The sequence below is a fragment of the Candidatus Pantoea rara genome (genome assembly GCF_051136265.1).
Taxonomy (GTDB): Bacteria; Pseudomonadota; Gammaproteobacteria; order Enterobacterales; family Enterobacteriaceae; genus Pantoea; species Pantoea rara.
The window spans coordinates 582,935-602,505 of sequence record NZ_CP194942.1 but is presented as its reverse complement, the minus strand read 5'-3'; the positions used below and the strand labels follow the sequence as shown (position 1 = coordinate 602,505).

The window sequence follows — 19,571 nt, the reverse complement described above, 5'->3', positions numbered from 1 at the left end:
TGCACGCCACGGAAGGCGGTGTTACTTAAGGCACAGGCTCACTGCGCCACTCGCCCTACTCACCTGCCGATGTTTATGATTTCACTCACACCCTGACATTCTTTCACTTTTTTTTAACGCAGAAGTGGCTAGAGTAAACTCATCCGACCACTTTATTGTGAGTGACTATCATGTCCGTCAATCCTGATTATCCTGCACTGTTTACGCCGCTGGACCTTGGCTTTACCCGACTGAAAAACCGCTTTCTGATGGGATCAATGCACACCGGCCTGGAAGAGCATCCGGATGGCGCAGCCCGCCTGGCGGCGTTTTACGGCGAGCGGGCGCGGGAAGGCGTCGCGCTGATTGTCACCGGGGGAATTGCCCCCAATGCGCAGGGCGTCACCACCGCGCATGGCGCGATGCTCACCGACGAGACGCAGTGCAGCTGGCACCGTCAGATCACGGAGGCAGTGCATCAGCATCAGGGCAAAATCGCCCTGCAGATCCTGCATACCGGCCGTTACAGCTATCAGCCCGATCTGGTTGCGCCTTCAGCGCGTCAGGCACCGATTAATCCGTTTACGCCACAGGCGATGAGCGAGGCGGCGATTGAACAGACCATTGATGACTTTGCCCGCTGCGCCCGACTGGCTCAGCAGGCGGGCTATGATGGTGTGGAGATTATGGGTTCCGAAGGCTATCTGATTAATCAGTTTCTGGTGAAGCACACCAATCAGCGCGCCGACCGCTGGGGCGGTGACTTCCGGCAGCGGATGCAGTTCGCGCTGGCGATTACCCGCGCGGTTCGCGCCGCCACCGGCGACGCCTTTATCATCATCTTCCGGCTCTCAATGCTGGACCTGGTCGAAGAAGGCAGTACGCTGGAGGAGACATTGCTGCTGGCTGGCGAGCTGGAGCAGTGCGGCGTTACGCTGTTCAATACCGGCATTGGCTGGCACGAAGCGCGCATCCCGACCATCGCCACCTGCGTGCCGCGCGCGGCCTTTGCCTGGGTGACGCAGCGCCTGCGTGCCCATGTTTCAGTACCGGTGATCGCCACCAACCGCATCAACCATCCGGCCGTCGCGGAGGAGCTGTTGCAGTCAGGCTGTGCTGATATGGTCTCGATGGCGCGCCCTTTCCTCGCCGATCCCGCCTTTGTCAGCAAAGCACAGCGCGGGGAACCGGACAGCATCAATACCTGCATTGCCTGTAATCAGGCCTGCCTTGACCAGGTGTTCGCCGGCAAAATCACCTCCTGCCTGGTTAATCCGCGCGCCTGTCATGAGTCGCTGATGCCGGTTATCGCCAGCACCGCTCCGCGCAGGCTGGCAGTGGTGGGTGCCGGTCCGGCTGGAATGGCGTATGCGCTGCAGGCGGCGCAGCGCGGACATCGGGTGACGCTCTATGAGGCCGCGCCGGAGATCGGCGGTCAGTTCAATATTGCCCGGCAGATTCCCGGCAAATCTGAGTTCAGCGAAACGCTGCGCTATTTTCGTCATCAACTGGCGGCCGCGGGCGTGACGGTTAAAACCGGCTGTCGGGTCACGCCGGATCAACTGAGTGATGCCGACGAAGTGATACTGGCGACCGGCATACTGCCGCGTACACCTGATATTCCGGGCATCGATCACCCCTGCGTGCTGAGTTATCTGGCGGTGCTGCGCGATAAGCGCCCGGTGGGTAAACGGGTCGCCATTATCGGGGCTGGCGGCATTGGCTTCGATGTGGCGGAGTACCTGTCGCAGCCGTCACATGACGAGGATCTGGCGGCGTTTTATGCGGAATGGGGCATCGACCACAGCCTGACGCAGCGCGGCGGCGTGATGAAGCCTGAACCGCCTGACGCGTTACGACAAATCTGGCTGCTGCAGCGCCGGTCGGGTAAGCCGGGCGCCGGGCTGGCAAAAACCACCGGCTGGATCCATCGCGCCAGCCTGCAGGCGCGTGGCGTGGCGATGTGGGGTAGCGTGGAGTATCAGGCGATTGATGACAGCGGCCTGCACCTGCGGCGCAACGGCGAAACCCTGCTGCTGGCGGTCGATAACGTGATTATCTGTGCCGGACAGGAGCCGCAGCGCGAGCTGGAAGCCGCGCTGCGTGCAAAAGGACAGGTGGTGACGGTAATAGGCGGTGCAGATGTCGCGCAGGAGCTGGATGCGCGCCGCGCCATCGCGCAGGCGACGCAGCTGGCCTTAACGGTCTGACTAGCGCATTTTCACCGCGCGCAGCACCACAAATTTCTGGTTAGAGGCGATCAGTGTGCAGTTGCCGAACAGCTTTTTCAGCTTGTGGTGATAATCGAGGTGGCGGTTGCCGACAATGCGCAACTCGCCGCCATACTGAAGGCAGCGTTTGGCATCGCGGAACATCTGCCATGCCAGATGATCGGTGACGGCATGTTGCTGGTGGAACGGCGGGTTGCACAGCACCGCGTGCAGCCGATCCGACGGATAGCCGCTCAGCACATTGTTCACCACGAACTGACAGCGCGACAGATCATCAGGACGGTTCATTTCCACATTCAGCTTGCTGGAGGCGACCGCCATGTAAGACTCATCAAGGAAATGCACCTCGGCCTGCGGATTCTGTTCCAGCGCCACCAGTCCTACCACACCGTTGCCACAGCCCAGATCGACAATCTCACCTTCAATGTTTTCCGGCAGATGCTGCACAAACAGTCGTGCGCCGATATCCAGCGAAGAACGCGAGAAGACATTGGCGTAATTGTGGATCTGATAAGGAGTGCCATCCAGCGGCCAGACCAGTGCAGGTGTGGCTTCACGCAGTTGAGGCTTACTGAACTGGCTGTAGATCAGGCGTGCTTTTTTCCACGCCAGTGAGGTTTTGGTTTCACCGATGATCTGTTCGAACAGCTGCAGGGTTGAGTTATGGATCTCTTTGGCGCGCGCCGCCGCCAGAATCACCGTATCGGGTGTGACGACTTCGCGAATAGCGCGCAGTTGGTGCTCCAGCAGCGCCAGGGTTTTAGGGATCTTAATCAGCACCGCCGCCGGGGCCGCAGGCAATTCTGCCAGGCTATCAACAAAGTGAACCTCGCTGTCGTCCAGCGCATTGAAAGTCAGGTTCTGACGGGCAGCCTGCTGGCTCAGCCAGGAGTCGCTGACATGCCAGACGGTGCGCGGATTCAGGGCGCAGGTTAATGCCCCGAAACTGTCGTTGAAGACCAGCACCGGTCCTTCCGGCAGCGCCTGCTGTAACAGATATTCATCAGCCGCATCCCAGGCTTGTAATGGACTTTCGTCACGCATCTGCGGGAAGCGATGCAGGATCAGTGTGCGATCGTTCAGTTCAAGTTGGCTCATGAATTCTCCGGCGTGGTACACTTTGGTTGATTTTCGCCCCAAAATCGGGGGCGCAGTATACTGTCTTTCGCCTGGAATCCCTAATGTCCTCACTGATCTACCTTCAGGGTTACCCTGCCCCCCTTCTTGAGCAGGTTCAGACGCTGATCACCCATCAGCGCTTAGGCGCGTTTCTGCAGGAACGTTATCCTGACACCCATGATGTGATGAGTGATAAAGCGCTGTATGACTACACGCAGGCGCTGAAAAACCGCTATATGCGCAACGCGCCGCCAATCAGCAAAGTGATGTGGGATAACAAAATCAAGGTGATGAAGCATGCACTTGGGCTGCACACGGCCATCTCGCGCATCCAGGGCGGCAAGCTTAAAGCGAAAGCGGAAATCCGCATCTCGACCTTTTTCCGTCTCGCACCGGAGCCATTTCTGCGGATGATCGTGGTGCATGAGCTGGCACACCTGAAAGAGAAAGATCACGACAAGGCGTTTTACCAGCTCTGCTGCCATATGGAGCCGGATTACCACCAGCTCGAATTTGATGCCCGCCTGTGGATGACAGACCAGGCGATGCGCGGCAACGCAGCTTAAAGAAACTCCTGCGCTTTCTGAATCAGGCTGGTTTTGGTCAGCGCCCCCAGAAAGCGTCGCTCCTGAGGATTATTCAGCACCGGCAGTCGCTCCAGCGTGACTGCCGCAAACGCCTCCCAGCCCTCACGCATACTCTGATTTTCAAAGATCACCGGAAAATCCTGATCCATGACGCATTGTACCGGTGAGTCCAGGGTGATCTCCTGCGCCAGCACCCGGCGCGAAATCTCATGAATCGAGACCACGCCGAGGAAAGCGCCTGCGGCATTGATGACATAGACATAGCGTTCACGCTTCAGCGAGCTGACCGCCAGCGCCTGCCCGACTGACTCCTCCGGCTGCAACGCCGCACCGGGAATGATCAGCTCAGCTATGCGCATGTTATCGAAGTCATATTTCGCTTCTGAACGGCTGAAGTGATGACTCACGACCGGATAAGTACTGGCGGATTGCAGACGATAGACCACCATCGACGCCAGCACAGTCGCGATCATCAGCGGAAACAGCAGGCTGCTGTTGAGCGTCATCTCCAGCACCATCAGCATCGCCATCAACGGCGCCTGACTCACCGCCGCCAGCACCGCCGCCATGCCAATCGCGGCATAGAGCAGCACATTGCCGAGCGGCAGATGTAACGCCGCCCCCAGCGTCGCGATAATGACGCCAAGCAGCGCGCCAATCAGCAGCGAGGGCGTAAAGAGTCCGCCAACGGCGTTCGACCCCACCGACAGGCTGGTCGCGAGGGTTTTCAGCACCAGCAAAAGCAGCAGCCCTGGCAGCAGATAGTCGCCCGCCATGACTTTGACGATGACTTCGTAGCCATTGCCGAGGATATCGGTGGAGATCAATGCCAGTAAGCCCACCGCAAAGCCGCCCGCGCCCAGACGCACGGGCAGCGAGGCGACCCGGCTGAAGAGCACTTTGCTGCGGGCGATGCATTTAATCAGAATCCAGCCCGCCAGACCGGCGCTCAAACCAATGACGACCGTCATCAGTAGGCTACTGAGATCCATGGCGAAGTTTGCATCCGCCAGCGGATAGAGCGCGCTACGAAAGCCCAGCGTCCACATGGTCATCACCGCCGTTGCTGAGGCGATAATCAGAGGGATTAGCCGCTGCAACGCAGAAATACCAAACGCAATTTCCGCCACAAAAATCGCCGAGGCCAGCGGCGCATGATAGACCGACGCAAGGCCGGCTGCGGCGGCCATCGCCACCACGTCACTGTTCTTCAGATTAAGAGACGCCGGTAACAGGCGGCCAATCGCACTGCCGCACAATGCCGAGAGCTGCACCATCGGCCCCTCTTTACCGATCGATGCCCCGCTGCCGATACTGGCAATCGACGACAGGGCACGGAACAGCGACGTTTTGGTCGGCACCGCATCAAGCCGGGCATTAATCACTTCAAGATAATCTGTTTTCACCGTCTGCTGCTGCTCGATGGCAACCGCGTAACGCAGGAAATAACCCGCCAGCACGCCGCCCGCCCCCACCAGCAGCGGCCAGAAGATCCACGGCCAGAGATGCAGGGAGTCGGTAATCTCACCACTGCGGGCAAACAGCAGATGGTTGATCAGTTCAATCACGCCGCGAAAAGCCAGCGTCACCAGCGACGCCGCGCACCCGACCGGAATGGCGATCAGAAGTGTGGTCCAGTTTAATGCGTGCTTACTTGCTTTCACCTGCGCTCCCTGGTTGATACATAAAGATCATCGCCTCCGCATATTATTGGAATGCGGATCGCAGGATCAATCCCTGCCCGCCCGGCACCATTGCACCGCGTCGGAGAGATGTTACTCTGCCGCTTTAACGCTGCCGGAGAGATGACGTGATTCGTTTTGCCATTGTGGGAACAAACTGGATTACACGCCAGTTTATTGATGCCGCTCATGAAACCGGAGCAATGAAGCTCTGTGCGGTCTATTCACGCAGTCAGCAGCAGGCCGACGCTTTTATTGCCGATTATCCCTGCAAACAGACCTTTACCTCACTGGAAGCCCTGGCCGCCAGCCCGGAGATTGATGCAGTCTATCTGGCCAGCCCCAACGCCCTGCACTGCCAGCAGGCGCTGCTGTTTATGTCGCACGGCAAGCATGTGATTTGCGAAAAACCACTGGCCTCTAATCTGGCCGAAGTGGAGCAGATGATCACCTGCGCCCGTGAGCATCAGGTGGTGCTGTTTGAGGCATTTAAAACCGCCAGCCTGCCAAATTTCCTGCGGCTGCAGCAGGCGCTGCCTGACGTGGGTAAACTGCGGAAAGCGCTGCTGTGTTACTGCCAGTACTCTTCACGCTATCCGCGCTATCTCAACGGCGAGAACCCCAATACTTTTGATCCGCGCTGGTCGAATGGCTCTATTATGGATATCGGCTATTATTGCCTGGCTTCAGCGGTGGCGCTGTGGGGCCGGCCAGACCGGGTGCACGCTACCGCGACGCTGCTTGCGAGCGGTGTGGACGCACATGGCGTAGTCGTGCTGAGCTACGGCGATTTCGACGTGACGATTCTGCATTCGAAGGTGAGTGATTCCAGCCTGCCCAGCGAGATTCAGGGTGAAGCAGGCGCGCTGGTGATTGAAAAGCTCTCTGAGTGCCAGCAACTGACCTTTATTCCTCGTGGTGCTGAAAAGCAGGCGCTGAGTGAGCCGCAGCATATCAACACCATGCTGTATGAAGCGGCCGCGTTTGCGCGGCTGGTTGAGCAGCGCCAGGTGGACCATCCCGGAATAGAGGTTTCGCGCATTACCGCTGCGCTTCTGACCGAAATTCGTCGCCAGACTGGTGTAATCTTCCCGGCCGATGAGGCTGCTGTGTAAATATTTCTAAATATGTCTGAGATAGGTTGCTTCCTGTGCGGCTAAACCGTAACTTAGCCTCCTGCAAAGGGGAGTAACTTGTAAGCTGATTGATCGTCACTACGTTGCGAAAGCATCCGGTCATCAGGCAACCCGGAATCCATTTCTGTGTTGTAAGTGAGACCTTGCCGGAAGGCGAGGTTTGCTTACACAAAAATAAGCGGCTGACGTCTTCTGACTTCAGCCGTTTTTTTTCTTTTTAAGACAGGATACGAATATGCAAACTGTGGGTACGCCTTTACTGTGGGGCAGCTTTGCGGTTGTGGTGCTTATCATGCTGGCTATCGACCTGCTGTTGCAGGGACGCCGCGGCGCGCAGACCATGTCTTTCAAACAGGCGGCTGTCTGGTCGCTGATCTGGGTTTCCGTCTCACTGCTGTTCAGCGCCGCCTTCTGGTGGTACCTGGAGGGCAGTGCGGGACGTGAAGTTGCTAATACGCAGACACTCGCTTTCCTGACTGGTTACGTGCTGGAAAAAGCGCTGGCGGTGGATAACGTCTTCGTCTGGCTGATGCTGTTCAGCTACTTCTCTATTCCGGCCAACCTGCAGCGCCGTGTGCTGATCTACGGAGTATTAGGCGCTATCATTCTGCGTACTATCATGATCTTCGCGGGGAGCTGGCTGGTCACGCAATTCAGCTGGATCCTCTATGTGTTCGGTGCCTTCCTGCTGTTTACGGGCGTGAAGATGGCGCTGGCAAAAGAGGATGATGGTGCGGTCGGCGACAAACCGGTAGTACGCTGGTTGCGTAAGCATTTACGCATGACCGACGATCTCGACGGCGAGAAGTTTTTCACCCGCAAAAACGGCGTACTGTTTGCAACCCCACTGTTGCTGGTGCTGATCATGGTGGAACTCAGTGACGTAATCTTTGCCGTCGACAGTATCCCGGCGATCTTCGCGGTGACCACTGACCCGTTCATCGTGCTGACCTCAAACCTGTTCGCTATCCTGGGTTTGCGTGCCATGTATTTCCTGCTGGCGAACGTGGCGGAACGCTTCTCGATGCTGAAGTATGGTCTGGCGATTGTGCTGGTGTTTATCGGCTTTAAGATGCTGATTGTCGACCTCTACCATATTCCGGTCGGTATCTCGCTGGGTGTAGTCGGTGCCATTCTGGCCTCAACCCTGCTGATTAATGCCTGGGTTAACCGCAAGAGAGACCAGAAAAAGCTCGCACCATAATTACCTGCAGGGGCAGCGGATGCCCCTGTTTTATTTTGTGGCAGCCTGTCGCGCCATTTCATCCCTCTGTCACACTTCCACTATCCAGCATAATAAAAATCTGACCTGCTCCACAGTGACAGAATTTTCTCTTTTCTCGTCCAATCTTTTCCTTATACTCCGCCGGGCAAACCGTTTTAGCCGATGCAAAACATCGCGTCTGAAACTACATCCGCGACAAAATATAGAAAATATTATGCAGAAAACTCTCTCCGCACGTCTGGGCACGCTGCTCGCCGGAAGCCTGGTGAAGCAAATCATGATTGGGTTGATCGCCGGTGTGGCGCTCGCCTGGATTTCACACGATGCCGCCATTGCGGTCGGTCTGCTGGGTGAACTGTTTGTCAGTGCGCTGAAAGCGGTCGCCCCGTTACTGGTACTGATGCTGGTGATCGCTTCGATTGCTAACCACCAGCAGGGCCAGAAATCCAATATCCGGCCGATTATTGTACTTTATCTGCTGAGCACCTTTTTCGCGGCGGTGGTCGCGGTGGTGTTCAGTCATCTGGTGCCGCAGACGCTGACGCTGGCGGTGGGCACCACGGAAATCGTTCCGCCTTCCGGTATTACCGAAGTGTTACGTGGGCTGCTGATGAGCATGGTCGCCAACCCGATTACTGCGCTGATGCAGGCTAATTACATTGGCATTCTGGTGTGGGCGATTGGCCTCGGTCTGGCGTTCCGTCACAGCAGTGACAGCACCCGCGCTCTGCTCAATGATGCCTCTCATGCCGTGACCTGGCTGGTACGCTGCGTAATTCGCTGCGCGCCGATCGGGATTTTCGGTCTGGTGGCCTCGATCCTCGCGTCTACCGGCTTTGGCGCGCTGTGGCAATATGCGCATCTGCTGACATTACTGATCGGCTGTATGCTGCTGATGGCGCTGGTAGTGAACCCGATGCTGGTGTTCTCTAAAATCCGCCGTAACCCCTATCCGCTGGTCTTTACCTGCCTGCGTGAAAGTGGCGTGACCGCCTTCTTTACCCGCAGTTCTGCCGCCAACATTCCGGTGAATATGGCGCTGGCGAAACGTCTGAATCTGGATGAAGATACCTATTCGGTGTCGATTCCGCTGGGTGCGACCATCAGTATGGCGGGTGCGTCGATCACGATTACCGTGCTGACGCTGGCGGCGGTGCATACGCTGGGTATCAGCATTGATGTGCCGACGGCGATTCTGCTGAGTCTGGTGGCATCACTTTGTGCCTGTGGGGCATCAGGCGTGGCGGGCGGGTCGCTGCTGCTGATCCCGGTGGCCTGTAATATGTTCGGTATTCCGAATGATCTGGCGATGCAGGTCGTGGCGGTCGGCTTTATTATCGGCGTACTGCAGGATTCGGCGGAAACCGCGCTGAATTCCTCTACCGATATTCTGTTTACGGCGGCCGTCTGTCAGGCAGAAGCTGGCCGTGAAACCAGCCGGGCATAAGCTCGTTATTACTGTCGGGTAATTCTGTGCTCTTCGCGGATGGCAGAGTCCGATCGCAAAGTCGCTTTACGCATCCCTGCTCGCTCGGCCCGCGCCTTCTCTGGCGCGGGACGCTTTGCTCTTCGGACTCTGCCACCCGCTCCCTGAGCTTTTGAGCTCTCTGAACGAGCAAGATCGCTTTTTGGTGTTAAAGCGTCACGCCACTTTTAAAAATCGCCAGTTCGCGGAAGTCGTTCTTCTCGTTGTTGGTCGGCTGACCGCTGGCAATCGCCACAATGCTGTCGACAAAATCTTCCAGCATTGCATCCATGCTCATCCCCTCGATCAACCGTCCGGCATTAAAGTCGATCCAGTGCGGCTTCTTCTCCGCCAGCGGCGTGTTAGTCGCCAGCTTCACCGTCGGCACAAAGCCGCCATACGGCGTGCCGCGTCCGGTACTGAACAGCACCATGTGACAACCGGCTCCCGCCAGCGCACTGGTGGCGACCGCATCATTACCCGGTGCACTCAGCAGATTCAGCCCAGGCGTTTTTAACCGTTCGCCATATTTCAGCACATCGACCACCTGGCTCTGCCCCGCTTTCTGGGTACAGCCCAGCGACTTCTCTTCCAGCGTGGTGATGCCGCCCGCTTTGTTTCCTGGCGACGGGTTTTCGTAGATTGGCTGCTGGTGATCGATAAAGTACTGTTTGAAGTCGTTGATCATCGCCACCGTTTTGCTGAAGGTTTCTTCATCGCGACAGCGGCTCATCAGAATTCGCTCTGCGCCAAACATTTCCGGCACTTCAGTCAGCACGGTCGTGCCGCCATTGGCGATCATCTGGTCCGAGAAACGTCCCAGCAGCGGGTTGGCGGTGATGCCGGACAAACCATCCGAACCGCCGCATTCCAGACCAAACTTCAGCTCGCTGAGTTTGCCTGGCTCGCGCCGGTCATGCCGCATTTTTTCATACAAGGCATGCAGACGCTCCAGCCCGGCTTCAACCTCATCATCATGCTGCTGGCACACCATAAACTCGACCCGGTCGCTTTCAAACGCGCCTAGCGTGTCACGGAAGGCGTCGACCTGATTATTTTCACAGCCAAGACCAATCACCAGCACCGCGCCCGCGTTGGGATGGCGCACCATATTCTGCAGCATGGTGCGGGTATTTTCATGGTCCTGTCCCAGTTGCGAACAGCCGAAGGTGTGACTGAACAGGAATGCACCATCGATCCCTTCGGCCTCCTGTGTCTCTTTCAGGAAACGCTGCAGGATCTGACGCGCAATGCCGTTGACACAGCCGACGGTCGGCAGGATCCACAGTTCATTACGGATGCCGACCTCGCCGTTAGCCCGACGGTAGATCTGTACCTCACGGTCACCTGGCTGCGACGGTAACGTCACGAACTCGGGCTGATACGCATACTCATCCAGATCGCTGAGATTGGTGCGGGCGTTCTGAGAATGGATTAACTCACCGGCAGCCACAGGCTGCGTGGCATGGGCAATCGGCAGCCCATATTTAATCACCAGCTCATTCTGGGCGATAGGCTGCAGGGCAAATTTATGTCCGCGCCCGACGGCCTGTTGCACCGCCACACTCAGTGGCGGCAGCGCTATGGTAGCGCCCGCCTCTAAGTCACGTAACGCCACGGCGACATTGTCGCGGGGATCAATTTTAATTGCGTCTTGCATAGCGTTATCTCAGTTGGCTCAGCGCCTCACGCATTCCGTGGGCGATGATATTTTGCAGGTGTTGGGTGACAATCGCAGCCAGTCCGGGCTGACGGGTTAACTCTTCGCCCCAGTGTTGTGCGTCGCTAAGCACGCCGTCTACCAGCTGTGCCGGTGACATCTGGTCTGCATCAACCGCTTTCCAGGCGTCGGCGTAGTGCTGTAACCATTGTGGCTCGTCCTGTAATGGCCAGCTTTTGCCGGCTGACTCACCACGGTAAAAAGCGATCAGCGCCGCCAGCGCAAAAGTGATGTGCGTCGGCCACTCACCGGTTTGCTGATGCGCGGCAAGCAGTGGCGTAAGCAGACGGGTGCGGAACTTGGTCATGCCATTAAGGGCAATCGACAGCAGCGCGTGGCGAATAAACGGATTGCGAAAGCGGCGCTGAACCGCATCGGCGAAGGCGTGCAGCTCATCAGCAGGCAAATCCAGCGTCGGGATCACTTCGTGACGCAGCAGGTTGTCCACAAATCCGGCAATCGCCGGATCGGCCATCGCCTCCCCCACACTTTCAAGACCAGCCAGAAACGCCACCGGCACCATCGCAGTGTGCGCGCCATTGAGGATGGCCACTTTCTGCGCTTTATAAGGCGCAATGTCATCTACATGCCGGACCAGCGGGGACAGCGCCGCCAGCTTCAGTTCACTGAATAAAGCCGACGGTCCCTGAATCACAAACTGGTAATAGACTTCGCCTGCCACCAGATAGCGGTCTTCATAACCCAGTTCGCGTTGCAGCTGCTCACTCTCCGCCGGGAAGCCGGTGACGATGCGATCCACCAGGGTGTTGTAGAAGGCGCAGTGCTGATGAATCCAGGTTTTGAATTCTGATGGCAGATGCCAGTAATCGGCGTAGCGCAGCACCAGATCGCGCAGCGTGTCGCCGTTATGGTCAATCAGCTCACACGGCACCACCAGCCAGCCCCGGTCGCTGGCACCATTGAAGTGGGAATAGCGCGCCCAAAGCAGCTGCGTCAGTTTACCGGGAAAGCTGCTGGCGGGCTGATCGGTGAGCTGATCCGTACCCACAAAGGCGATGCCCGCTTCGGTGGTGTTGGAGAAGACCATGCGCAGGTCAGGGTTCCGGGCCAGCGCCATAAATTCACCAAACTGCTGCCAGGGCTGGATCTCACGGTTGAGGCTGCGGATCAGCCGGGTTTCACTGACCTGCTCCCCCTGGTCGTTCAGTCCGCGGATCAGCGTGGTGTAGAGTCCATCCTGCTGATTCAGGCTGTCGCTGACTTCACGGTTACGCGGCCGCACCACCACGATCCCGGCATCGGTACCCTGATGTTCATTCAGCCAGTCAATCTGCCAGTCAATAAAGGCGCGCAGGAAGTTACCCTCGCCGAACTGGATAACCCGGTCGCGATAGACCGCGCCCGGAAAATCGTGGCGGTTTAGCCTTTTCATTATCAGGCTCCCAGCTCGATGCCGAAGTAATCACGGGCATTGTTGAAGCAGATGTTCTGCACCATCTGGCCTAACAGCGCTTCATCGGCTGGCGCTTCACCCTGCTCCACCCAGCGGCCCATCATCTGGCACAGTAACCGGCGGAAATATTCGTGGCGGGTGTAAGAGAGGAAGCTGCGGCTGTCGGTCAGCATCCCGACGAAGCGGCTCAGCAGGCCAATCTGCGCCAGCTGGGTCATCTGACGCTGCATACCGTCCAGCTGATCGTTGAACCACCAGGCTGAACCGAACTGCATTTTGCCCGCCTGACCTTCGCCCTGGAAGTTACCCGCCATCGTCGCAAGCACTTCGTTGTCGCGCGGGTTCAGGCAGTAGAGAATAGTTTTCGGCAACGCATTATTGAGATTCTGCGCGCCCAGCAGGCGTGCCAGCGGTTCAGCCAGCGGCTGGTCGTTGATGGAGTCAAAGCCCACATCCGGCCCCAGCAACTGATACTGGCGCGGGTTGGTGTTGCGCAGTGCGCCAATGTGATACTGCTGCACCCAGCCACGGCGCGCATATTCGCTGCCCAGCCAGACCAGTACCGCCGTTTTGAACTGTGCCGTTTCCTGCGGATCCGGCGCGGCACCGCTGCGACGACGTGCCAGTATCGCATCCAGTGTGGCGTCATCCGCCTCGGCGTAACAGACCACATCCAGCGCGTGATCAGAGACTTTACAGCCGTGGGCCGCGAAGTGATCCAGACGCTGATACAGGGCGCTGCGCAGATCGTCAAAACGCTGCACGCTGATGTCGGTCAGCTGCTCCAGCGTTTCGATCCACGGCAGGAAGGTTTCGGCTTCGATATTAAAGGCTTTATCCGGACGCCAGCTCGGCAGCACTTTGACGCTGAAGCCGGTGTCTTCTGCCAGCGCGCGGTGATGGCGCAGGTCATCCAGCGGATCGTCCGTGGTGCCGACCATCTTCACCTTCATCTGTTGCATGATACCGCGCGTGGTGAAGCTATCCTGCGCCAGCAGTTCATTGCAGCGATGCCAGATGGTGTCGGCGGTTTTCTCAGAAAGCAGCGTGTCAGTGATGCCGAAAGGCCGGCGTAATTCCAGATGGGTCCAGTGATAGAGCGGGTTGCCGATGGTGTGCGGCACGGTGCGCGCCCAGGCGTCAAACTTTTCACGATCGCTGGCGTTGCCGGTACAGAACGCCTCAGCCACACCGTTGGCGCGCATTGCCCGCCACTTGTAGTGATCGCCCTTCAGCCAGATGTCATAAAGGTTGGCGAAGCGATAATTTTCGGCAATCTGCTGCGGCGGTAAGTGGCAGTGATAGTCGAAAATCGGCTGATCTTTCGCGTAGTCGTGATAGAGACGACGGGCGAATTCGCTATCCAGCAAAAAATCCTCGGTCATGAAACGTGACATACATGCTTCCTCATCTACTGAACCACTAATGGCTCAAAGTTATCATACCAATTTTAGTCCGTTACGGATTTATTTGCGATCCTGCTCACATAAACGGCGGTACCAGACTGCCGTTATGGACATTTTTGTCGCTCGTAGCGCGCTAAATGGCTGTCATTAGGCAGGTTTCCAGTATCCCACAGTGCAGAAAGGGTTTTTGTGATGGCTCTCAACTTTTAAAGTTGTATAACAAGTTAGGCTCTCGCTCCATCATGAGGTCGTTAGTGACTCAGATAACGGCAAGGTCAGAACAGGGTTGCTATGACAGAACCTGCGGGCGTGAGCAGAGCTGCATCACGTGCTGTCCCGCTCCAGATAACAACAGCGGCAAGACCGCATACAGAACTGGAAGAGGTAGAGGATGCGTAAGATCAAAGGGTTGCGCTGGTACATGATTGGACTGGTGACGATCGGTACGGTGTTGGGGTATCTGACCCGTAACACCATCGCCGTGGCGGCCCCGACATTAATGTCAGAGCTGCATATCACCACGCAGCAGTACTCCTACATCATTGCGGCCTATTCAGCCTGCTACACGCTGATGCAACCGGTGGCGGGTTATGTGCTGGATCTGCTGGGCACCAAAGTCGGCTACGCGGTGTTTGCTGTGCTGTGGGCCATTTTCTGTGCCGCCACCGCGATGGCAGGCAGCTGGGGCGGCCTTGCCCTGGCGCGCGGTGCCGTCGGTGCGGCTGAAGCGGCGATGATTCCGGCCGGTCTGAAGGCGAGCAGTGAGTGGTTCCCGGCTAAAGAGCGCTCGGTCGCAGTAGGCTACTTTAACGTCGGTTCATCTATCGGCGCGATGCTGGCTCCGCCGCTGGTTGTCTGGGCGATCGTGGCGCACAGCTGGCAGATGGCCTTTATCATGACCGGTGTGCTGAGCATGGCCTGGGCACTTTGCTGGCTGGTGTTTTACAAGCATCCGAAACAGCAGAAGAAGCTGAGCGATGAAGAGCGCGACTATATTATTTCCGGTCAGGAAGCGCAGCATCAGACCGGCAACACCCGCAAAATGTCGGCTCTGCAGATTATCCGTAACCGCCAGTTCTGGGGCATTGCTCTGCCGCGTTTTCTGGCAGAACCGGCATGGGGCACGTTCAACGCCTGGATTCCGCTGTTCATGTTCAAGGTGTACGGCTTCAATCTGAAAGAGATTGCGATGTTCGCCTGGATGCCAATGCTGTTCGCGGACTTCGGCTGTATCCTGGGTGGCTATCTGCCGCCGCTGTTTCAGCGCTGGTTCGGCGTTAATCTGATCGTTTCCCGCAAGATGGTGGTGACGATGGGTGCGGTATTAATGATTGCGCCGGGTACCATCGGCCTGTTCACCAGCCCGTATGTCGCCATTGGTCTGCTGTGCATCGGCGGCTTCGCGCATCAGGCTCTCTCTGGCGCGCTGATCACCCTGTCCTCAGATGTTTTCGGCCGCAATGAAGTCGCGACGGCTAACGGCTTAACCGGTATGGCCGCCTGGACCGCAAGTACCATGTTTGCACTGGTTGTCGGTGCACTGGCCGATACGCTGGGCTTCAGCCCGCTGTTTGCCGCACTGGCCGTGTTTGATCTGCTGGGTGCCGTGGTGATCTGGACAGTCCTGAAAAATAAACCGATTTCAGAGCTGAATGCTGAGGTGGTGATTCCGCCAGCCAGCGCTGTTCATAATTGATCTGCCGGGCTGGCGCAAGCCAGCCCATTTCCTCGCACCGCCTGAAGTGGTATAACAACTTATCTGTCTGCTACCAGGATTGTGCTATGGACCTCACTGAATCCCGTCGACTCTATCAACAGCTGGCCAGCGAGCTGAAAAACCGCATTGAAACCGGGATCTATCCGGTTGGTGAAAAACTGCCTGCTGAGCGTCTGATTGCTGAAGAGATGGAAGTGAGCCGCACTGTCGTCCGCGAAGCGATCATCATGCTGGAAGTTGAAGGCTATGTTGAGGTTCGTAAAGGTTCTGGCATTCACGTTATTGCCAGCCAGCAGCAGAACCGCATCGCCCCGACCAGTAGTCAGCTTGAGTTCGCAACGTTTGGCCCGTTTGAATTACTGCAGGCGCGCCAGCTGATTGAGAGTAACGTAGCGGAATTCGCTGCTACACAGGTGACACGTCAGGACATCATCGACCTGATGGCGATTCAGGAAAAAGCCCGTCAGGAGGATCACTTCCGCGATTCCGAGTGGGACATGCAGTTCCATGTGCGTATCGCACAATCCACCCAGAACAGTGCCTTAGCCGCCATCGTTGAGAAAATGTGGCTGCATCGCCTTCACAATCCCTACTGGCTCAAACTTCACGAACACATCGACCAGCGCAGCATTCTCAGCTGGTGTGACGACCACGATCAGATTCTCAAGGCGCTGATGCGTAAAGATCCCGCCGCCAGCAAACTGGCGATGTGGCAACATCTGGAAAATACTAAACAGATGCTGTTTAACGCGACGGCGGATGATTTTGAATTTAACGTGGACCGTTACATGTTTGGTGAGAATCCGGTCATCCTGCCTGATGGGTTTGATAACGCCCGCTAAAATTGCCTGAAAACACCCCGAAATGGTCAGTTAGTCTGCAATAGTGTCAGGTCATGTAAAGCTCCTTTTTACAGGCCGTTTCACAAGGTAAAACTCCTGTTCGCAAGAGAGTTTTCCTGTCTCAGACAGGCGATTTTTGTTACAGTTATCGCCCTTTTATTACCCTTTGCGACAGGGGATTATAAAGTCGCTGATTTAACAATCAATTCTGGAAGGATCCGGAAAAGCCCCGCCCAGGCTGCGCGCCTAAAATTTATAACGAAATGCCAGTCTGCGCTTAAGTCCCTGTGGGACATTTTTAACAATGATGTTCAGGAATGAATTGATGGATATTTTGCAATCGTTGCTGCATGCCCTGTGGCAGCAGGACTACGAAACCCTCTCCGATCCCACGCTGGTCTGGGCCATTTACGGCGTGCTGTTTATGATTTTGTTTTTAGAAAATGGCCTTCTTCCCGCCGCATTTCTGCCGGGTGACAGTCTGCTGATTCTGGTCGGCGTACTGATTGCCAAAGGCGCCATGAGTTTCCCCATCACCATTCTGGTTTTAACCACCGGTGCCAGCCTTGGCTGCTGGGTGAGTTATATACAGGGCCGCTGGCTGGGTAACACACCCACGGTACAGAAGTGGCTCTCCCATCTTCCCGCCCAGTATCATCTGCGTGCGCACAGCATGTTCCACCGTCACGGCTTATCCGCACTGCTGATTGGTCGCTTTATCGCGTTTGTCCGAACTCTGCTGCCGACCATCGCGGGTTTATCAGGCCTCAGCAATGCCCGCTTTCAGTTCTTCAACTGGGTCAGTGCGTTCCTGTGGGTCGTGATTCTTACCGTTATCGGTTTCGCGCTGGGTAAAACCCCGATTTTCCGTCGTTACGAAGACGAGATGATGTTCTTCCTGATGATGCTGCCGCTGGCACTGCTGGTGTTTGGTCTGGTGGGATCGCTGGTGGTGATATGGCGTAAGCGACAGGCGAATAAGAACGGGAAAGCCGAGTAATGAAACTGTTGCAGGCTATTCCTAAACGGTGGTTACCGTGGTTGATTGCTGGCGCGTTTGCGCTGGTCGCACTTTGTGCGATCCCACCGCTGATGAAACACGAGACGGTCGTCCAGATTCGCGTTTCCCATGCTGGCGCAACGCTGCCGGATGGTTTTTATCTTTATCAGCAATTAAGCGCGCAGGGTATTCGGATCAAAAGCATTACGCCCGCGGGTGATGCACTGATCATCCATTTTGACAGCGAAGAGCAGAGTCTGGCCGCACAGAAGGTCTTACGCCGCCTGCTTCCACAGGGCTTTATCGTGGCGCAACACGATCACTCTCAGCACCTCTCACTGGCGTAATCTCACGACTCTCCTCTTTTTTTAAGACCGCCACGGGTGGTGTGGCGGTCTTAAAGGCACTCTATCTCCCGGTCTTCTTTGAACTTTTTACTATGGGTGTCTATGCTTAACCGAGAGTCGATTCCCGGCATCCGCAGGCATAAGATTCAGCGAGTGCTGACGAATCAGATCGCAATGGAAGGTTCAGGACCGATGAAATATCAAGTATTACTGGGCGTCGCGCTGTTTTCTCTGTCGGGTTCACTGCTGGCGTCGGAATCGCTATGTGAGCAAAAAGAACAGGATATTCAGCGTGAAATCGGGATGGCGCAGAAGCATAACAACCAGCGCCGGGTTAATGGCCTGGAGCGTGCGCTGACCGAAGTCCGGGCGGATTGCAGCGACAAAAAGCTGGAAGCCGCCCATCTGGAAAGAATTAACGCTCAAAAGCAGAAAGTTGCAGAGCGCGAGCACGCACTCAAGGAAGAGCGTGGAGAGGGCCATGACAGGGACAAGATTGCTAAGCGACAACAAAAACTGGATGAAGCGCGCCGGGAACTGAAAAAGTTACAGGCGGAGCCCTATTAATTGGAATTAACCAACTGATGTTAAAGGAGTATTTTATGTCTAAAGACACATCATCGGAACATTTGCGTGCTGAACTGAAAAACCTCGCTGATACCCTGGAAGAAGTGCTGAGCAGCAGTACTGAGAAATCCAAAGGCGAGCTGGATAAACTTCGCAGTAAAGCGCGTGATGCGCTGGATAGTTCACGTGAACGTCTGGGCGAATCAAGCGAGCGCATTGCTGCGACCACACGTGAAGCGGCGCAGAGAGCCGAAGGCTACGTGCGTGAAAATCCATGGCAAGGTGTGGGCATCGGTGCAGCGATTGGCGTCGCACTGGGCATGCTCATCTCGCGTCGATAACTATGGCTGACTCACAGCATAACCACGGCCCGGCTAAAGGGGTCATTAACATCGGCCAGCGTATTGTGACCACGCTGGTTGGCATGGTCGAGACGCGTGTTCGTCTGGCAGTGGTGGAACTGGAGCACGAGAAAGCTAACCTGATTCAGCTGCTGTTGATGGTTGGCCTGACAATGCTGTTCACTGCATTTGGTCTGATGAGCCTGATGGTTCTGATTATCTGGGCAGTGGATGCGCAGTACCGTCTGATGGCCATTGGCATCACGACCGGCACACTGCTGCTGCTGGCGGTTATTCTGGGGCTGTGGACCCTGCGCAAATCGCGTCAGTCCACGCTGTTGCGCCACACGCGCAAAGAGCTTGAAACTGATCGTAATTTGCTTGAGGACCAGCGCTGATGAGCCGCCGCGAGCGTGAAGAACGCATCCATGAACTGCTTAAGCACGTGCAGCAGCAGCGGCTGGATTTAAGCGCTGCGCGGCGTGACTGGCTGGAAGGCACCGCACATTACGATCGTGGCTGGTTTACTTTCCTCAGCTTACGTCGCTATCTGGCGATTGGCAGCAGCGCGCTGGCCATCTACTCAGTTCGCAGTCCCAACATGCTGTTACGCTGGGCAAAACGGGGATTCAGCGCCTGGAGTACCTGGCGCATGATTAAGTCCGCATTGCCTCCGCGTTAGTCCTGCTTAAAGCCGGTCCTGAAAAGGCCGGCTTTTCTTCATCAGATTTTCTGAAAAACACTGACAGTATATCTCGCTTACAACCTTTCCACTCCGCGATTATCATCTCCA

The 19,571-nt window shown here is 56.5% G+C and carries 18 protein-coding genes; 13 read left to right on the top strand and 5 right to left on the bottom strand.

What is annotated here, in order from left to right; translation table 11 throughout:
- Window positions 1-170: 170 nt before the first annotated feature.
- The gene (locus tag ACR8BF_RS02925; RefSeq protein ID WP_434745526.1) at window positions 171-2,189 is read left to right on the top strand and encodes an FAD-dependent oxidoreductase; all 2,019 of its coding nucleotides are present in this window, start codon (window positions 171-173) and stop codon (window positions 2,187-2,189) included.
- On the opposite strand, the gene rlmG is transcribed toward ACR8BF_RS02925, so the two are convergent.
- Complete coding sequence (gene rlmG, locus ACR8BF_RS02920; RefSeq protein ID WP_179898613.1) at window positions 2,190-3,308, bottom strand: 23S rRNA (guanine(1835)-N(2))-methyltransferase RlmG; 1,119 nt, start codon at window positions 3,306-3,308, stop codon at window positions 2,190-2,192.
- Window positions 3,309-3,391: 83 nt separating this feature from the next.
- Here rlmG and ACR8BF_RS02915 point away from each other — a divergent pair, with 83 nt between their 5' ends.
- Entirely contained in the window at window positions 3,392-3,895 is a 504-nt protein-coding gene (locus tag ACR8BF_RS02915) for a M48 metallopeptidase family protein (RefSeq protein ID WP_013359120.1), read from the top strand.
- Here the strand turns inward: ACR8BF_RS02915 and ACR8BF_RS02910 are convergent.
- Window positions 3,892-5,580, bottom strand: a complete 1,689-nt coding sequence (locus ACR8BF_RS02910; RefSeq protein ID WP_434745525.1) for a chloride channel protein — start codon at window positions 5,578-5,580, stop codon at window positions 3,892-3,894. The genes ACR8BF_RS02915 and ACR8BF_RS02910 overlap by 4 nt on opposite strands.
- A gap of 146 nt (window positions 5,581-5,726) precedes the next feature.
- Here ACR8BF_RS02910 and ACR8BF_RS02905 point away from each other — a divergent pair, with 146 nt between their 5' ends.
- The 3 genes from ACR8BF_RS02905 (at window position 5,727) to sstT (ending at window position 9,406) form a co-directional block, all read left to right on the top strand.
- Window positions 5,727-6,713, top strand: a complete 987-nt coding sequence (locus ACR8BF_RS02905; protein WP_434745524.1) for a Gfo/Idh/MocA family protein — start codon at window positions 5,727-5,729, stop codon at window positions 6,711-6,713.
- Between the two features lie 256 nt (window positions 6,714-6,969).
- Window positions 6,970-7,938: a TerC family protein gene (locus ACR8BF_RS02900; protein ID WP_179898616.1), complete on the top strand. Its 969-nt coding sequence runs from the start codon at window positions 6,970-6,972 to the stop codon at window positions 7,936-7,938.
- Window positions 7,939-8,173: 235 nt separating this feature from the next.
- Window positions 8,174-9,406 (top strand): serine/threonine transporter SstT, encoded by a 1,233-nt coding sequence (sstT, locus tag ACR8BF_RS02895; protein WP_179898617.1) that lies wholly within the window; start codon window positions 8,174-8,176, stop codon window positions 9,404-9,406.
- 187 nt (window positions 9,407-9,593) lie between these two features.
- On the opposite strand, the gene ACR8BF_RS02890 is transcribed toward sstT, so the two are convergent.
- The 3 genes from ACR8BF_RS02890 to uxaC are packed head-to-tail and all read right to left on the bottom strand — an operon-like array spanning window position 9,594 to window position 13,955.
- Window positions 9,594-11,084 carry a UxaA family hydrolase gene (locus ACR8BF_RS02890; RefSeq protein WP_179898618.1) on the bottom strand — a complete coding sequence of 497 codons (1,491 nt, stop codon included), beginning with the start codon at window positions 11,082-11,084 and terminating at the stop codon, window positions 9,594-9,596.
- Between the two features lie 4 nt (window positions 11,085-11,088).
- Entirely contained in the window at window positions 11,089-12,537 is a 1,449-nt protein-coding gene (locus ACR8BF_RS02885; protein WP_434745523.1) for a tagaturonate reductase, read from the bottom strand.
- Window positions 12,538-12,539: 2 nt separating this feature from the next.
- Window positions 12,540-13,955, bottom strand: a complete 1,416-nt coding sequence (gene uxaC, locus ACR8BF_RS02880; protein WP_434745522.1) for a glucuronate isomerase — start codon at window positions 13,953-13,955, stop codon at window positions 12,540-12,542.
- A gap of 400 nt (window positions 13,956-14,355) precedes the next feature.
- On the opposite strand from uxaC, the gene ACR8BF_RS02875 reads away from it, so the two are divergent.
- The 8 genes from ACR8BF_RS02875 (at window position 14,356) to ACR8BF_RS02840 (ending at window position 19,460) form a co-directional block, all read left to right on the top strand.
- The gene (locus ACR8BF_RS02875; RefSeq protein WP_179898621.1) at window positions 14,356-15,660 is read left to right on the top strand and encodes an MFS transporter; all 1,305 of its coding nucleotides are present in this window, start codon (window positions 14,356-14,358) and stop codon (window positions 15,658-15,660) included.
- An 86-nt stretch (window positions 15,661-15,746) separates the two neighbouring features.
- Window positions 15,747-16,523, top strand: a complete 777-nt coding sequence (gene exuR / locus ACR8BF_RS02870; RefSeq protein WP_179898622.1) for a transcriptional regulator ExuR — start codon at window positions 15,747-15,749, stop codon at window positions 16,521-16,523.
- 325 nt (window positions 16,524-16,848) lie between these two features.
- Window positions 16,849-17,523 (top strand): DedA family protein, encoded by a 675-nt coding sequence (locus ACR8BF_RS02865; RefSeq protein ID WP_434745521.1) that lies wholly within the window; start codon window positions 16,849-16,851, stop codon window positions 17,521-17,523.
- On the top strand, window positions 17,523-17,870 hold the full coding sequence (gene mzrA, locus ACR8BF_RS02860; RefSeq protein WP_003850221.1) for an EnvZ/OmpR regulon moderator MzrA: 348 nt from the start codon (window positions 17,523-17,525) through the stop codon (window positions 17,868-17,870). The genes ACR8BF_RS02865 and mzrA overlap by 1 nt, the downstream gene beginning before the upstream one ends.
- A 192-nt stretch (window positions 17,871-18,062) precedes the next feature.
- The gene (locus ACR8BF_RS02855) at window positions 18,063-18,437 is read left to right on the top strand and encodes a DUF1090 domain-containing protein (protein ID WP_179898624.1); all 375 of its coding nucleotides are present in this window, start codon (window positions 18,063-18,065) and stop codon (window positions 18,435-18,437) included.
- A gap of 35 nt (window positions 18,438-18,472) precedes the next feature.
- Window positions 18,473-18,778 carry a DUF883 family protein gene (locus ACR8BF_RS02850; protein WP_179898625.1) on the top strand — a complete coding sequence of 102 codons (306 nt, stop codon included), beginning with the start codon at window positions 18,473-18,475 and terminating at the stop codon, window positions 18,776-18,778.
- A gap of 2 nt (window positions 18,779-18,780) precedes the next feature.
- Window positions 18,781-19,176 carry a phage holin family protein gene (locus ACR8BF_RS02845; RefSeq protein WP_090966137.1) on the top strand — a complete coding sequence of 132 codons (396 nt, stop codon included), beginning with the start codon at window positions 18,781-18,783 and terminating at the stop codon, window positions 19,174-19,176.
- Window positions 19,176-19,460 (top strand): YqjK-like family protein, encoded by a 285-nt coding sequence (locus ACR8BF_RS02840; RefSeq protein WP_179898626.1) that lies wholly within the window; start codon window positions 19,176-19,178, stop codon window positions 19,458-19,460. Before ACR8BF_RS02845 ends, ACR8BF_RS02840 begins: the two co-directional genes overlap by 1 nt.
- Window positions 19,461-19,571 lie beyond the last annotated feature (111 nt).